The sequence below is a fragment of the Arthrobacter sp. 05N33_2 genome (assembly GCF_056397425.1).
The window spans coordinates 1-15,997 of record NZ_JBFTNJ010000073.1; the positions used below are offsets into that span (position 1 = coordinate 1).

The 15,997-nt window shown below is 67.3% G+C and carries 15 protein-coding genes; 13 read left to right on the top strand and 2 right to left on the bottom strand.

Annotated elements, in window-relative coordinates; genetic code table 11:
- The 13 genes from AC1DHX_RS18115 to dnaE form a co-directional block, all read left to right on the top strand.
- The coding region (locus AC1DHX_RS18115; protein WP_476900313.1) for an FtsW/RodA/SpoVE family cell cycle protein at positions 1-627 on the top strand (627 nt) is incomplete at its 5' end.
- A gap of 10 nt (positions 628-637) precedes the next feature.
- Positions 638-1,825: a UDP-N-acetylglucosamine--N-acetylmuramyl-(pentapeptide) pyrophosphoryl-undecaprenol N-acetylglucosamine transferase gene (locus AC1DHX_RS18120; protein WP_476900314.1), complete on the top strand. Its 1,188-nt coding sequence runs from the start codon at positions 638-640 to the stop codon at positions 1,823-1,825.
- Between the two features lie 4 nt (positions 1,826-1,829).
- Entirely contained in the window at positions 1,830-3,230 is a 1,401-nt protein-coding gene (murC, locus tag AC1DHX_RS18125) for a UDP-N-acetylmuramate--L-alanine ligase (RefSeq protein WP_476859852.1), read from the top strand.
- Complete coding sequence (locus AC1DHX_RS18130; RefSeq protein ID WP_476859851.1) at positions 3,223-4,128, top strand: cell division protein FtsQ/DivIB; 906 nt, start codon at positions 3,223-3,225, stop codon at positions 4,126-4,128. The genes murC and AC1DHX_RS18130 overlap by 8 nt, the downstream gene beginning before the upstream one ends.
- Before the next feature lie 254 nt (positions 4,129-4,382).
- Positions 4,383-5,600 carry a cell division protein FtsZ gene (gene ftsZ / locus AC1DHX_RS18135; protein ID WP_476900315.1) on the top strand — a complete coding sequence of 406 codons (1,218 nt, stop codon included), beginning with the start codon at positions 4,383-4,385 and terminating at the stop codon, positions 5,598-5,600.
- Between the two features lie 114 nt (positions 5,601-5,714).
- Positions 5,715-6,491: a purine nucleoside phosphorylase YfiH/LACC1 family protein gene (locus AC1DHX_RS18140; protein WP_476857735.1), complete on the top strand. Its 777-nt coding sequence runs from the start codon at positions 5,715-5,717 to the stop codon at positions 6,489-6,491.
- The gene (locus AC1DHX_RS18145) at positions 6,484-7,302 is read left to right on the top strand and encodes a YggS family pyridoxal phosphate-dependent enzyme (protein ID WP_476859850.1); all 819 of its coding nucleotides are present in this window, start codon (positions 6,484-6,486) and stop codon (positions 7,300-7,302) included. Before AC1DHX_RS18140 ends, AC1DHX_RS18145 begins: the two co-directional genes overlap by 8 nt.
- An 87-nt stretch (positions 7,303-7,389) precedes the next feature.
- Positions 7,390-7,920 carry a cell division protein SepF gene (locus tag AC1DHX_RS18150; RefSeq protein WP_230008814.1) on the top strand — a complete coding sequence of 177 codons (531 nt, stop codon included), beginning with the start codon at positions 7,390-7,392 and terminating at the stop codon, positions 7,918-7,920.
- A gap of 137 nt (positions 7,921-8,057) precedes the next feature.
- Positions 8,058-8,366 (top strand): YggT family protein, encoded by a 309-nt coding sequence (locus tag AC1DHX_RS18155; protein WP_230008815.1) that lies wholly within the window; start codon positions 8,058-8,060, stop codon positions 8,364-8,366.
- Between the two features lie 164 nt (positions 8,367-8,530).
- Positions 8,531-9,226, top strand: a complete 696-nt coding sequence (locus AC1DHX_RS18160) for a DivIVA domain-containing protein (protein ID WP_028275874.1) — start codon at positions 8,531-8,533, stop codon at positions 9,224-9,226.
- 152 nt (positions 9,227-9,378) lie between these two features.
- Complete coding sequence (lspA, locus tag AC1DHX_RS18165; protein ID WP_476900316.1) at positions 9,379-9,957, top strand: signal peptidase II; 579 nt, start codon at positions 9,379-9,381, stop codon at positions 9,955-9,957.
- 37 nt (positions 9,958-9,994) lie between these two features.
- Positions 9,995-10,963 (top strand): RluA family pseudouridine synthase, encoded by a 969-nt coding sequence (locus AC1DHX_RS18170; RefSeq protein ID WP_028275872.1) that lies wholly within the window; start codon positions 9,995-9,997, stop codon positions 10,961-10,963.
- Positions 10,964-11,081: 118 nt separating this feature from the next.
- On the top strand, positions 11,082-14,639 hold the full coding sequence (gene dnaE / locus AC1DHX_RS18175; RefSeq protein WP_476900317.1) for a DNA polymerase III subunit alpha: 3,558 nt from the start codon (positions 11,082-11,084) through the stop codon (positions 14,637-14,639).
- Positions 14,640-14,734: 95 nt separating this feature from the next.
- Here dnaE and AC1DHX_RS18180 read toward each other — a convergent pair whose 3' ends face one another.
- Both AC1DHX_RS18180 and AC1DHX_RS18185 read right to left on the bottom strand, forming a co-directional pair.
- Positions 14,735-15,592 carry an anti-sigma factor gene (locus AC1DHX_RS18180; RefSeq protein ID WP_476859849.1) on the bottom strand — a complete coding sequence of 286 codons (858 nt, stop codon included), beginning with the start codon at positions 15,590-15,592 and terminating at the stop codon, positions 14,735-14,737.
- Positions 15,579-15,997 (bottom strand): RNA polymerase sigma factor (locus AC1DHX_RS18185; protein ID WP_476900318.1); only part of this gene is annotated, 419 nt, incomplete at its 5' end. The genes AC1DHX_RS18180 and AC1DHX_RS18185, both read right to left, overlap by 14 nt.

Consider the following 15,997-nt stretch of genomic DNA (forward strand, 5'->3'; position numbering starts at 1 on the left):
GGCTGGTTCGGCGTCGGACTGGGCCAGAGCCGGCAGAAGTACAGCTGGATCCCGGAAGCGCACAACGACTTCATTTTCGCGATCATCGGCGAGGAACTCGGACTGGTCGGCACCATCGTCGTCCTGGTCCTGTTCGCCATCCTCGGCACCGCCATCTACCGGGTGGTCGTCGCCCAGCACGATGTCTTCCACCGCGTCCTGGCCGGCACGATCATGGTCTGGCTGCTGGGCCAGGCCAGCGTCAACATGGCCGTGGTCACCGGGCTGGCACCGGTGATCGGTGTCCCACTGCCCTTCATTTCCTATGGCGGCTCGGCCCTGCTGATGTCACTGTGCGCAATCGGCGTCGTCCTGTCCCTGGCCCGGGCACAGATGGACCCCGGCATGCAGCCGACGAAGATGCTCAGGTTCGGCCCGGCCGCCTTCGCCAATTCCGTCCGGAGGGCCCGCGCTGCCCGGGCTGCAAGGACTGCCGCCAGCCGGTCCGCCGCCAGCACGGCCTCCAGCCGGTCCGCCGCCCGCACGGCAGCCCGGCCCAAGGTCCCCGCGGGCAAGAGCCCCGCCACCAAGAACCCCACCAAGAACCCCGCCAAGAGCCCAGCCACCAAGAACCGTACGAAAGCGTAAACAGCCCTTCATGAACACCGAGTCGCCCTTGTCCGTGGTCCTTGCCGGCGGCGGAACCGCCGGCCATATCAGCCCGCTGCTGGCAATTGCCGGCGCCCTCCGGCAGTCCCGCCCCGGAGTGCAGCTCCTGGCTGTCGGGACCCCCGGCGGAATGGAAGCGCGGCTCGTCCCGGCGGCCGGCCTGGACCTTGCCACCATCAGCCGTGTCCCGCTCCCGCGCAGGCCTTCCGCGGATCTGCTCCGGCTGCCGGGCCGGATGGCCGGTGCGGTGAAGCAGGCGGGTTCCATCCTGGACGAGGCAGGCGCCGACGTCCTGGTGGGGGTCGGCGGGTACGTGTGCACACCGATGTACCTCGCTGCCCGGCGCCGGAAGATCCCGATCGTGGTCCACGAGGCCAACACCCGTCCCGGCCTGGCTAACCGCGTTGGCGCAGGCCTCGGCGCCCACGTGGCAGTGGCCTTCGCCGCGACCAAACTGGGCCGCGCCGCCCGGCACGTAGGCATGCCCATGCGCCCCGAAATTTCCGGCCTCGACCGCGCGGCCGCCCGGGCTGGTGCACGGCAGGCGCTCGGCCTGGACGCGGACCGGCCGACGCTCATCGTCACGGGCGGGTCCTCGGGCGCCCAGAGCATCAACCGGTCCCTCGCCGCGGCCGTCGGGGCCCTCGCCGACGCCGGCGTGCAGACCCTGCACATCACCGGTCGCGGCAAGTCCGTCCACGACGCCGACGGCAAACCGCTCGCCGCGCCAGGCTACCGGCAGGTGGAGTACGTCGACGGGATGGAAACCGTCTACGCCGCGGCGGACCTGCTGCTGGCCCGTGCCGGAGCCGCCAYGGTCTGCGAGGTGGCCGCCGTGGGCGTGCCTGCCGTTTTCGTGCCCCTGCCCATCGGCAACGGCGAGCAGGCGTTGAACGCCGCGGGCCTGGTCGCCGCGGGCGGCGCATTGATAATCGATGACAAGGCCTTCTCCGACGACTGGATCAGCGGGAACATCATTCCCCTGCTGCTGGACACGGACAGGCTGGCCCGGATGGCAGCCAGCTCCGAACAGCTCGGCATCCGCGACGCCGACCGGCGCATGGCCGATCTCATCCTCGGCGTCGCGTCTTCGAACGAGCGCAGCGGGAACCGGCAGCGTCCGAAACAGCAGCGTCCGAAACAGCAGGGCACGAACCAGCACGGCAGGAAGCAGTAGAGCAATGACCCAGCCCCAACACGGCACGCATGCCCTGGAATCCCTCGGCCGCGTCCACTTCATCGGCATCGGCGGCGTCGGCATGTCCGCCGTTGCCCGCATTATGGTGGCCCGCGGCATCCCGGTGAGCGGCTCCGACGCCAAGTCGCTGCCCGTCATGGCGGACCTCGCGGCCGCCGGGGCGCGGATCGCCGTCGGCTATGCTCCCGGCAACCTGGGAGACGCCCAGACGGTGGTCGCCGGCTCGGCGATCCGGCCCGACAACCCCGAGCTCGCGGCGGCCCGCGCCGCCGGACTCCCGGTGCTGCACCGCTCCGAGGCGCTGGCCGCCACGATGGCGGATGACACTGTGGTGGCAGTCGCCGGAACGCACGGCAAGTCCACCACGACCTCCATGATCACGGTGCTGCTGCAGGGCGCCGGACTGGACCCGTCCTTCGCGATCGGCGCCAACGTGCCGGCGCTCGGAGTCAATGCGGCACACGGCACGGCGGGCATCTTCGTCGCCGAGGCCGACGAATCGGACGGCTCCTTCCTGAACTACCGCCCCACGATCGCCGTGGTGACCAACGTCGAGCCGGACCACCTGGACTTCTACGGCACCGCCGAGGCTGTCTATGCCTCCTTCGACCGCTTCACGGCCCTGCTCCCGGCGGACGGCGTCCTGGTGGCGTGCGCTGACGACCCCGGGGCCAGGGCACTGGCCGAGCGCACCCTGGCCCGCGGCAACACCCGCGTGGTGCTTTACGGAACCGCCGACGACGCCGCCATCCGGCTGCACGACGCGGGACCCGGCCGGATGGGGATCTCGACGACGGCGGGCACGTTCGGCGTCGAACTCCAGGTTCCGGGCCGGCACAACGCACTCAACGCTGCCGCCGCCTTCGCCGTGGCGATCGAACTCGGCGTCGCGCCCGACACCGCCGCGGCGGCACTGGCCCACTTCTCCGGCGCCTCGCGCCGTTTCGAGTTCAAGGGGGAGGGCCGCGGCGTCCGCGTCTACGACGACTATGCCCACCACCCCACGGAGGTCCGCGCCGCCCTGTCCGCGGCACGGGCCGTCGCCGGGGAGCACAAGGTGCACGTGCTCTTCCAGCCGCACCTGTTTTCGCGGACACGGGAATTTGCCCGCGAGTTCGCCGAAGCGCTCAACACCGCGGACACGGCCCTGGTCCTGGACATCTATCCTGCCCGCGAGGATCCCATTCCAGGGGTCACCAGCGGGCTGATCGCCGAACACCTGGGCTCAGGCGGCCGCCTTGTCGGACCCGACGGGGAGGCTGTGCAGGCACTGCTGGCGGCCGCCGGGCCCGGGGACATCGTGCTGACCGCCGGCGCCGGTGACGTCACGGCCTACGGGCCGTTGATTGTCGAGGCCCTGACGGCCGAGGCCGCCGGTGCCTAGCACCAGGCGCCCCACCTATCGTGGCGGATCCGGCACCGGCTCCCGGCCGCCGTCCGCCGGTACGGGCACGGATGTCATTTCTGCGTCCAAGACCGCCACGGACACCGCCGCGGACACCGCCGTCGGCCGGTCCCGCAATCCGCAGAACCCGCAGGGCACCCCGGACAACGGTCCCGGCAAGGTGCTGTCCTTCCCCGAGCCCAAGGGCAAGCGCCGCCGGCGGATCCTGCTGAGCACCATCGGGATCGTGGCTGTGCTGATGGCGGGGATCGTCGCGGCCGCCGTCTACTCGCCGGTGCTGGCCCTGCGCACGGTCACGGTGGAGGGTACAAAGATGCTGCACCCGGATCAGGTCCAGGCCGCCCTCGCGCCCCTTCAGGGCAAGCCGCTGCCGCAGATCAGCGAGGAGGAGGTCACAGCCCTGCTCAAGCCGCTGGTCCAGGTCAAGGACGTCACCGCGAAGGCGCTGCCGCCCGCCACCTTGCAGGTGCACGTAACCGAGCGCATCCCCGTGGCCCTGGTCAAGCAGGGCAAGACATTCCAGCTGGTGGACGTCGACGGTGTCCAGCTCAGCACCACCGCCGATGCAGCCTCGGTATCGCTGCCGGTGATCGACGGCGGCAGCGGAACGCTGCCGAAGGACCTGTTCCAGGCCATCACGGCGGTGCTGGGGGCCCTGCCGGCGGATGTGCTGGCGCGGCTCTCCAACGCCTCTGCCGCGTCGGCCGACGCCGTCGAACTCAAACTCGTCGACGGGCAGACAATCGTCTGGGGCAACGCGGGGGAGAAGGAGCTGAAGGCACGGGTCCTTTCTGCCCTCCTGAAGGTCCCGGCCGACCCCAAAAACCCGGTGAAGGTCTACGATGTCAGCGTGCCCCGGCACCCTGTCACGCGGTAGCCGGCAATCGGATCCGCCGCGTCACGGATGTCCAGCGGACGTCCAGCTGCCCGCGGGACTACTTACAGGGGCTATTTGCCCGGTATTCGCGCGACACGCGGCGCCGGTTATTGAATGTCCCCTGCATAGGAAATACCGTCACAGACATGAGTTACTTGACATAACTATAACCTTCAAGTCGAAGGTTAAGGTTCAAAGCTTCAAGCAGGACTCGATCAGTTTTCGCATTAGTACACGAACAAGGGACACGTAACGTGGCAGCTCCGCAGAATTACTTGGCCGTCATCAAGGTCGTCGGCATCGGCGGCGGTGGCGTGAACGCAGTCAACCGCATGATCGAGGTCGGTCTTCGCGGCGTCGAATTCATCGCCATCAACACCGATGCCCAGGCATTGTTGATGAGCGATGCCGACGTCAAGCTCGACGTCGGGCGTGAGCTGACCCGTGGACTCGGTGCTGGCGCGAACCCTGAAGTTGGCCGGCAGGCCGCGGAGGACCACGCCGATGAAATCGAAGAGGTCATCCGGGGCGCAGACATGGTCTTCGTCACCGCCGGCGAAGGCGGCGGAACCGGCACAGGCGGCGCCCCCGTCGTCGCCCGGATCGCACGGTCCCTTGGCGCCCTGACCATCGGCGTCGTGACGCGTCCCTTCACGTTTGAAGGCCGCCGCCGTGCCGGCTCCGCCGAGGCCGGCATCGACGCCCTCCGCGATGAAGTCGACACCCTGATCGTGATCCCGAACGACCGCCTGCTCTCCATCAGCGACCGCAACGTCTCCGTCCTGGACGCGTTCCGTTCCGCCGACCAGGTCCTGCTCTCCGGCGTCCAGGGCATCACGGACCTCATCACCACCCCCGGCCTGATCAACCTCGACTTCGCCGACGTCAAGTCCGTCATGCAGGGTGCCGGTTCCGCGCTGATGGGCATCGGTTCTGCCCGCGGCGAAGACCGCGCCGTGAAGGCCGCGGAGCTGGCCATCGCCTCCCCGCTGCTGGAAGCATCGATCGACGGCGCGCACGGCGTGCTGCTGTCCATCCAGGGCGGCTCGGACCTTGGCCTCTTCGAAATCAACGAGGCAGCCCGCCTGGTCCAGGAAGTCGCCCACCCGGAGGCCAACATCATCTTCGGCGCCGTGATCGACGACGCCCTCGGCGACGAGGCACGCGTCACCGTCATCGCCGCCGGCTTCGACGACGTCAAGGCCACCTCGCCGTCCATGGACCAGTCCCTGCCGGCCGCGCCGCAGCGTCCCGCGTCCCCCGCCCCCGCCCCGGCGCAGGCACCCGCCTCCGCCCCGGTTCAGCCGCTGCACGCCACCGTCGGCGCCTCCGGCTACGGCGGCTGGGGCCAGCAGCGTCCCTCTGYCGTACCGGCCGATTCGGGCTTCGACGTCGACCTTCCGGCCGTCGTGGAGCCGGACCTGTCCGGCCGGCACTCCGATGACCTGGATGTCCCGGACTTCCTGAAGTAAATAGTTCCGCTCCTGCATGGCACCGCCGTCCGGCGGTGCCATGCTGCTTTGCGGCGGGTTACGGTGGATTGTATGAACGCAGGTATTCCGGACATGTTGATGGCGGTGTTGTGATTGTTTTGCTGGCGGGCTGAAGTCCGGCCGGGCGTATGGGTGGCTTTCACCGACGCCGGAGCCGGGAACCTGGCACTGCATGTCGGTGATGACCCCGTGGCGGTGCGCCGCCGGCGCGCTGAGCTCGAAGCGGCCGCCGGGCTCAGCGGGCGCTCCTTCCGGTACATGAACCAGGTCCACGGCAGTGACGTCGCCACCATCGTTGGGTCCCCGGCCGCGGACTCCGCGGGTGAAGGTCCGGCCGCGCCCACGGCCGATGCCATGGTCTCCCTGACTGAGCCGCTGGCCGTCCTGGTGGCCGACTGCGTGCCGGTGGTGCTGGTCGGCGAGGATCCGGCCGGGGCGCCGGTGCTGGGCGTCGTTCACGCCGGACGGCCAGGCGTCGCCGCCGAGGTGGTGCCAGCCGCTGTGGCCCGCCTCCGGGAGCTCGGTGCGGACCGCATCAGCGCCTGGGTGGGCCCCTCGGTCTGCGGGCGCTGCTATGAAGTCCCCGGCAGCCTGCGCGCGGACGTTTCCGCGGCCGTGCCTGCCACCTGGTGCACCACCTCGACCGGCACCCCTGGTCTGGACCTGCCGGCCGGAGTGCGGAGCCAGCTGGAAGCTGCGGGCGTCGCGATCGAATACTCCGGGGGATGCACCCTCGAGGACGACACCCTCTTCTCCTACCGCCGCAACAGCCACACCGGCCGCTTCGCCGGGCTGGCGTGGACGGACGGCACCCACGGGACTGACGGCACTGACGGGACTGACGGGAAAAGGGAGTATGGCCATGACTGAACCGGCGCAGCGCCCGGACGCACACGCCGTCGAGCCCGTCACGGCGCCGGGGGAGAACCATGAGAACCGAACGGACGCGCTGGAAGGCCCCCGTCTGGCCCAGCTGGAGGCGAACCTCGCGGCCGTCCGCCGCCGGATCGACGCCGCCGTGGCCGCCGCGGGCCGGCAGGCGGCGCCGCCGAGCCTGATCGTCGTCACCAAGTTCCATCCTGCGCTGGACGTCCGGCGGCTGGCGTCGCTGGGGGTCACCGACGTCGGGGAGAACCGGGACCAGGAGGCCGCGGAAAAGGCGGCGCAGCTTCAGGACCTTGGCCTGAGCTGGCACTTCATCGGTCAACTCCAAAGCAAGAAGGCCAAATCCGTGGTGAAGTACGCCGCGTCCGTGCACTCCGTGGACCGGGAAGCCGTCGCCTCGGCCCTGGCCAAGGCGATGGCCGTCGAAGCCGACCGCACCGGCCGCCCGCCCCTGGACTGTTTCATCCAGGTCAGCCTGGCCGAGCAGGCCGGCGACGCAGCAGCGGCCCACCGCGGCGGCGCGGCGCCCGGCGAAGTCACCGCGCTGGCCGAACAGGTCGCCGGTGCCGGCGGACTGAGGCTCGCCGGCGTCATGGCCGTTGCCCCGCTCGGGGCGGACCCGGCGGCTGCCTTCGAAAAGCTGGCCGGCATTTCCGGGCGCCTGGCCGAACAATTTCCCTACGCCACGGGAATATCCGCCGGCATGAGCCAGGACCTCGAAGAGGCCGTCCGCTTCGGGGCGACACACCTGCGCATTGGCTCCGATATTCTCGGTCCGCGTCCGGCCCTGCGGTAAGTTCGACATATTGGAAGGTAATGGCGGGGAWTCCAAGGCTGTCTAGTCACTAAGCGGCCCGCTTACGGACAAGATTAGGAGTCGACCATGGCTGGCGCTCTGCGCAAGACAATGATCTATCTTGGGCTCGCCGACGGCGACGAACACTACGAGTCTGAGCACCCCACACCGCACAAGGATGAGGACGAATCCATGGAGCAGGACCGCGAGGAACGACGTGCTCCGGCGCCCGTCCGCGAGGTCCCCCGGGAAGAGCCCCACGCCGCTGAAGAGGAATATCGCGCACCTGTGACACCCATCAAGCGTGCGGCATCGAGCCGCGAAGAGACCACCGGACTCCGGCAAATCACGACCATCCATCCGCGGTCGTACAACGACGCCAAGCTCATCGGCGAAAGCTTCCGCGACGGGATCCCCGTCATCATGAACGTCACCGACATGGGCGAGGCTGACGCCAAGCGCCTCGTGGACTTCTCCGCCGGTCTTGTTTTCGGCCTGCGCGGCAGCATCGAACGGGTGACGAACAAGGTCTTCCTGCTCTCGCCGTCGTACGTCGAAGTCATTGGCGACGACAAGAAGGTCAGCGAGACGCAGGCAAGTTTCTTCAACCAGAGCTAGGCCCGAATATTCGGTACTGATGCCAGGCGGGGACACCTGCCTGGCATCCGTGCGGAATTATCCGTGTTGAAATAGAAGTGACACTTTCCTTAGGACACTTCGGTATCCGGAATGAACATGGAGATATGAGTTAGCTCATGGGAATTGTTTTGGGGCTCGTCTATATCGTTCTGTTGCTTTTTTTCGTGGCATTGATCATCCGTCTGGTCTACGACTGGGTGCAGATGTTTGCCCGAAGCTGGCGGCCGCGCGGTTTGGCACTCGTGACCGCTCATGCTGTGTATTCGGTCACGGACAAGCCCCTCAAACTGCTCCGCCGGCTCATCCCGCCGCTGCGGTTGGGCGGAATGTCGCTGGACATAGGCTTCCTGCTGCTGTTCGTGGCCGTGAGCGTGGCGATGTGGATCGTCAAGGGCCTGGTGTACGCCCAGCCGATCGCGGCATAGGCCGCAGCCGCAGCCGGGCAGCGACCTGCCCGGCCCAGGCCCAAACCGAAAGTAAACTCCGGTTTGACACTGCGGTGTTGAATTAGAGGAACCAGACCATATTTAGGTACCGTAGTTTGACGGCCGGAAGGCCTACTGACTAACTAGACCAACGAGGTGACCAGATGGCTTTGACGCCAGAAGACGTTGTCAACAAGCGCTTTCAGCCGACCAAGTTCCGCGAAGGCTACGACCAGGACGAGGTTGACGACTTCCTGGACGAGATCGTCGTCGAACTTCGGCGCCTGAACCAGGAGAACGACGAGCTGCGCAAGAAGCTCGCCGAATCCGGCGCCGGCACGCCTGCCAGCTCCGCAGCCGCCGCACCCGTGGTGGAAAAGGTCCCGGCACCCGTCAAGGCCGAGAAGGAAGACACCGCCAAGGCCGAGGCCGAGGCCAAGGCAAAGGCGGCCGCAGAAGCCGCCAAGAAGAAGGAAGCCGAGCAGGCCGCCAAGGCCGCCCAGGTTGTCGAGCCGGCGCGCAGCGCCGCCACCCCGGCGTCGGAGTCCGCCGCCGGCCTGCTCGCCATGGCGCAGCAGATGCACGACAAGCACGTCGCCGACGGCGAGCAGCAGCGGGACAAAATCATCGCTGAAGCTCAGATCGAGGCCAGCAGCCTCGTCAACGATGCGCAGGAAAAGTCCCGCAAGATCCTCGGTGCCCTCGAGCAGCAGCGCTCCGTCCTGGAACGCAAGGTCGAGCAGCTTCGCGGCTTCGAGCGCGACTACCGCTCACGCCTGAAGGCCTACATCGAAGGCCAGCTCCGCGACCTGGACGCCCGCGGCTCCGTCGCGGCCCCCGAGGTTGGCGAAGCCAGCTAGGGCAAAAAGCAAGTATTCTGAAAGCCGGTGGCTGAGGATTCCTCGGCCGCCGGCTTTTCCCTTTTCCCGCAACGTGCCGGCACCGGCCCAGGTGCCCGGCACTTGCCGGTACCTGAACCCGGTCCCCGCACTGGCTCCCGATCGAAAGCCCTATGACTGACGCACCATCACCAGACGCCATGCAGCCTGTCGAGGCGGCACAGCCCGTGCGCGCCCGGCCGCGGCGGGCAAAGCTGTTTGTCCTGTTCGCTGCCTTCGCGGTCTTCGCCTACGTGTTCGACCAGCTCACCAAGCTCTGGGTCACGACCACCATGACCGAGGGTGAGCGGATCCCCGTGCTTCCCCCGCTGCTGCACTGGTTCTACATCCGCAACTCGGGGGCGGCGTTCTCGATCGGCGAGAACGTCACCTGGGTGTTCACGATCATCATGGCGGCCGTGTCTGTCGCGATCCTGCTGCAGCTGCGCAAGCTCGGTTCGCTYYGGTGGGCCYTGGCGCTGGGGCTGCTGCTCGGCGGCGCACTCGGCAACCTGACGGACCGGCTGTTCCGCGAGCCGTCCTTCGCGATGGGCCATGTGGTGGACTTCATCCAGCTGCCAAACTTCGCGATCTTCAACATCGCCGACTCCGCCGTCGTCTCCGCCGTCGTGATCATTTGCCTGCTCACGCTCCGCGGAATCTCCCTGGACGGCTCGCGCCATACGAAGGATACGGTGGCCAACGATGTCTGACACTGCCTCAGGAAACGCCGCTGATATGGCGGCCGATATGGCGGCCGATATGGCCGCCGAAGCCGGCACCGCACCCGCCGGGCACCACCGCTTCACCGTCACGGAGGACCTCGCCGGTTCCCGTGTGGACGCCGGACTGGCCCGGCTGATGGACATCTCCCGCTCGCAGGCCGCAGTCCTGATCGCCGAAGGCAACGTCACCAGCAACGCAGGGAAGGTCGGAAAGTCCCTCAAACTCACCCTGGGCACCGTGCTTGAGGTCGTGGTGCCGGACCGCAGGGACCCCCTGGAAATCGTGGAGGAAGTAGTGGACGACCTGTTGATCCTGCTGGACGATGACGAATTTGTAGTCATCGACAAACCGGTCGGTGTCGCCGCCCACCCTTCGCCCGGCTGGGTGGGACCCACGGTGGTGGGTGGCCTCGCCGGGCTCGGCTACCGGATTTCGACGTCGGGCGCCCCGGAGCGCGCCGGCATCGTCCATCGGCTCGATGTCGGCACTTCCGGCGTCATGGTGGTGGCCAAGACCGAAAATGCCTACACCGTGCTCAAGCGCGCCTTCAAGGAGCGCACCGTGGACAAGGTCTACCACGCCGTCGTCCAGGGCCTTCCCGATCCGCTGGCGGGCACCATCGACGCGCCCATCGGCCGGCACCCGGGCCATGACTGGCGGTTTGCCGTGACCGAGGACGGCCGTGATTCGGTGACGCACTATGAGGTCCTGGAAGCTTTCGGGAAGGCCTCACTCGTGGAGGTGCACCTCGAAACGGGCCGCACCCACCAGATCCGCGTGCATTTCTCGGCCCTGCGCCACCCCTGCGCCGGTGACCTCACCTACGGCGCGGACCCGMGGCTGGCCGCCACCCTCGGSCTSACCCGGCAGTGGCTGCACGCCCGGGAACTGTCCTTCGACCACCCGCGGACAGGGGAGCGGGTTACCGTCGCCAGCGAGTACCCGCAGGACCTGCAGTACGCGCTGACGGTCCTGGAGTCCGGAAACGCCTGAGCCGCACGGCACGGGCGGCCTGAATCCACGGGGTTCTGCCGGGCCGCCCGTTGCCGCCGTTCGGTGCCCATCGCCGTGGCTGCACGCCGCCGTCGTGGCACGGCACTAGAATGGTGCGGTGACTTCCAGCAACGACTCGTTTGTCCATCTCCACAACCACACCGAGTACTCGATGCTGGACGGTGCCGCCCGGCTCGGTGAGCTGTTCGACGAAACCGAACGGCTCGGCATGCCGGCCCTCGCCACGACGGACCACGGCTACCTGTTCGGCGCCTTCGACTTCTGGAAGCGCGCAACAGACCAGGGCATCAGACCCATCATCGGCGTCGAAGCCTATGTGACTCCCGGGACCGCCCGCACGGACAAGACCCGTGTGCGCTGGGGCGAGGAGCACCAGCGCAAGGACGACATTTCCGGCGGCGGCTCGTACACGCACATGACCCTGCTCAGCTACAACAACGTGGGCATGCGGAACCTTTTCCGGGCCTCCTCGATCGCCTCGCTGGACTCGGTCTTCGGCAAATGGCCCCGGCTGGACCGTGAGCTGCTGAACACCTACTCGGAAGGGCTCATCGCCACCACCGGCTGCCCGTCCGGCGAGGTCCAGACCCGGCTGCGGCTCGGCCAGTACCGCGAAGCCCTGGAGGCCGCGGCGGAGTTCCGCGACATCTTCGGGGCGGAGAACTACTTCTGTGAGCTCATGGACCACGGCCTGGACATCGAGCGGCGCGTCACAGGTGACCTCCTGCGCCTGGCCAAGGACCTGAACCTGCCGCTGGTGGCCACCAACGACCTGCACTACACGCACGAGCATGACGCCAAGGCGCATGAGGCCCTGCTGGCCATCCAGTCCGGTTCCACCCTCCTGGAGCCGACCTACGACAACGGCGGCTCGCGCTTCGCCTTCTCCGGCAGTGGCTACTACCTGAAGTCACCGCAGGAAATGCGCGAACTGTTCCGCGACCACCCCGAGGCGTGCGACAACACGCTCCTGATCGCCGAACGCTGCGAAGTTTCCTTCAACACCGGCGCCAACTACATGCCCCGGTTCCCCTGCCCGGAGGGGGAGGACGAAACGTCGTGGCTGGTCAAGGAGGTCGACAAGGGACTCCGCTACCGCTATCCCCAGGGCATCCCGGACAAGGTCCGCAAGCAGGCCGACTATGAGCTCGAAGTCATCACCTCGATGGGCTTCCCGGGCTACTTCCTCGTCGTCGCCGATTTCATCAACTGGGCCAAGAACAACGGCATCCGGGTCGGTCCCGGGCGCGGCTCCGGCGCCGGCTCCATGGTGGCCTACGCGATGCGCATCACCGACCTGGACCCGCTGCACCACGGCCTGATCTTCGAGCGCTTCCTCAACCCGGACCGCGTCTCSATGCCYGACTTCGACGTCGACTTCGAYGACCGGCGMCGYKSCGARGTGATCGACTACGTCACGCGCAAATACGGCGACGAGCGCGTGGCGATGATCGTCACCTACGGCACCATCAAGACCAAGCAGGCCCTCAAAGACTCCTCGCGCGTGCTGGGCTACCCGTTCAGCATGGGCGAGACGCTGACCAAGGCGCTCCCGCCGGCCGTGATGGCCAAGGACATCCCGCTGGCCGACATCCAGAACAAGGACTCCAAGCGCTACAGCGAGGCCGGCGACTTCCGCCAGCTCATCAGCACCGACCCGGAGGCCGCCAAGGTCTTCGAGACGGCGCTGGGCATCGAGGGCCTGAAGCGGCAATGGGGCGTGCACGCCGCCGGCGTCATCATGTCCTCGGACCCCATCATCGACGTGATCCCGATCATGCGCCGTTTCCAGGACGGCCAGGTCATCACCCAGTTCGACTACCCGACGTCCGAAGGCCTCGGCCTGATCAAGATGGACTTCCTCGGGCTGCGAAACCTGACGATCATTTCCGATGCCCTGGAAAACATCAAAATGAACCGCGGCATCGAGCTCGACCTCGAGACGCTCGAGTTGGATGACACGGCGTCCTACGAACTGCTTGCCCGCGGAGACACACTGGGCGTCTTCCAGCTCGACGGCGGTCCCATGCGGTCCTTGCTCAAGCTGATGAAGCCTGACAACTTCGAGGACATCTCCGCCGTGCTGGCCCTCTACCGGCCCGGACCCATGGGCGCCAACGCGCACACCGACTACGCGCTGCGCAAGAACAAGATCCAGGAAGTCATCCCGATCCACCCGGAGCTCGAGGAACCGCTGTCCGAAATCCTCGGCGGGACCTACGGGCTGATCGTGTACCAGGAGCAGGTCATGGCCGTGGCGCAGAAGCTCGCCGGCTATACCCTGGGCCAGGCCGATATCCTGCGCCGCGCCATGGGCAAGAAGAAGAAGTCCGAGCTGGACAAGCAGTTCGCCGGCTTCTCCCAGGGTATGCAGGACAACGGCTATTCCATGGCCGCGGTCAAGACCCTCTGGGACATCCTGCTGCCGTTCTCCGACTACGCCTTCAACAAGGCGCACTCGGCCGCCTACGGCGTGATCTCCTACTGGACCGCGTACCTGAAGGCGCACTACGCGCCGGAGTACATGGCTGCCCTGCTGACCTCAGTGGGCGACGACAAGGACAAGTCGGCGATCTACCTCAACGAATGCCGGCGCATGGGCATCACGGTGCTGCCGCCCGACGTCAACGAGTCAGCCCTCAACTTCACCCCTGTGGGCACCGACATCCGCTTCGGCATGGGCGCCATCCGCAACGTCGGCGTGAACGCCGTCGAAGCCATGGTGGCGGCGCGCGAAAAAGAAGGCGCCTACACCTCCTTCAAGGACTACCTCCTGAAGGTCCCGGCAGTGGTCTGCAACAAGCGCACCATCGAATCCCTGATCAAGGCCGGCGCCTTCGACTCGCTCGGCCACCCCCGGCGGGCCCTGGCCATGATCCATGAAGAAGCGATCGACTCCGTCATCACCCTCAAGCGCAACGAGGCGATCGGCCAGTTCGACCTCTTCGCCGGCTTTGAGGACCAGGAGCCCGAGGCGTCGCTCAGCACCGAGATCCCGGACCTGCCGGAATGGGAGAAGAAGGACAAACTGGCGTTCGAGCGCGACATGCTCGGCCTCTACGTCTCCGACCACCCGCTGCAGGGACTGGAAGGGCTCCTGAGCCAGCACGCCGACCGGTCGATCACCTCGATCATCGCCGAAGACGGCCCGCCGGACGGCTCGATCGTGACCATCGCCGGCATGATCACCTCGCTCAGCCGACGGATCGCCAAGGCCAGCGGCAACGCCTACGCCMGGGCCGARATYGAGGACCTCGSCGGTTCCATSGARGTSATGTTCTTCGGCCAGGTSTACGGSCCCATCGCCTCGGTGCTCGCGGAGGACCTGATCGTGGTGGTCAAGGGCCGGCTGCAGCGGCGCGACGACGGCGCCGTCACCTTGAACTGCATGGAACTCTCCGTGCCGGACCTCAGTGACAGCCAGAACGGGCCTGTGGTGATCACCATGGCCACGCACAAGGCCACCGAGGCCGTGGTCACCGAGCTGGGCGACGTGCTGCGCACCCACCGCGGAAATTCGGAGGTCCGCCTGCACCTGCAGGGCGACACCCGGGTGGAGGTCATGGGCCTGCCGGTGCACCTGCGCGTCAACCCGAGCCCGTCACTGTTCGGCGATCTGAAGGTGCTGCTCGGCCCGACCTGTTTGGATAACTGACATGCAGGGGGTTGCTGGCGGCCAGGCAAGGCTGAGCGATCCAGGGCACCCTGAGTATCGCCGCCCCGCGAGGGTTCACGCACAGCATCCGAGGATCATGTTTTCGGGTTGAGCGTTCCCCGGGCGATGCTGTCGGCGGAGTGGGCCGGGTTCCCGTTGTATGGCTGGTTGGAGACGTCCACGATGGGGTACTGGGCCAGATCAATGCCGTCCGGGATGGTGAAGATGCCGGATTCATTGTCGAGGACACCCAGGCTGACCATTCTGGACAGGTCGGCAGAGCCGACCCACACTCCCCGGAATCCGGTGATGTGGTCGTTGGAGAGCCGGATGATCAGGTGCCGGGTTCCATCGGGGAGTTGCTCCACCCGGGCGTCTCCGCTCCCGGTATGTGCGGGCAGCGGAGTCAGGGACGTTTGGGCGACGACTGTCGAAGCGGGACCCGACTGGGTGGAGGTGGGTGTGGGAGTGCCGGTGTGTCCGAGAACTCCGGCAGCGGTCCATCCGGCGGCCGTGCCAAGAACGATTCCGGCCGCAGCCGCGATAACCCACAGACCGGGACGGCCATGCCTGTCTTTGGCGCGGGGCCGCAGTGGTATCGGTGCCGGCTTTGTGCCGCCGCCGTGGTTCGGGCGCGCCTCCGCCGCGGCAGGTTTCTCCGGTGCGGCTGGTTTCTCCGGGGCAGGGTGCCCTGAGCTGGGCTGGCTCAAGGGATCCGTTGCGAGGGCCGGCGAGAGGCCGAGGGCCTGATGGATGGCGGCCCAGTTCTGGCTGCCGGGTTGCTCGAGTTCGATGCCTGCGGTGTCGAGGGTGGCAACGTGCACGGCATGTTGCAGGCCTCGGAGGGTTTCGCTGCACGTGGGGCAGCTGGCGAGGTGGTCGGCGTCGGCGTCCGTGCCCAGGGGCTCACCAAGGGCCAGCAGACTAAGAAGTTCGGCGTCAAGGTGTTCCATGTTCCACCTCCAGGCGGGTGCGTAAGCGGGTGAGGCTGCGCCGGATGTGGCTTTTAACAGTACCGAGCGGCAGGTTGAGGCGCGACGAGATCTGGTCGTGAGTCAGGTCTTCATAGAACGCCAGCCGCATTATTACTTGCTGTGGATCCCCTAAATGCTCCAGTTCTTCGTCCAACGTCAGGCGGTCGGCGACCTCTTCTACGTCCCCGGCGTCCGGGCGGGAAACGGGGTCAACGACCAAGAGAGTGGCTGCTTGTTCGAGATGGCGCTGGCGGGAGCGAGCGGACAAGGCGTCGGAGATTGCATTGCGGGCGATCCCGATCAGCCATGCCGGCAGCCGCCCCGCCTCCGGGCGAAATGTGGTCCGTGATTTCCAGGCCCGAATGAAGACCTCCTGGGTGACGT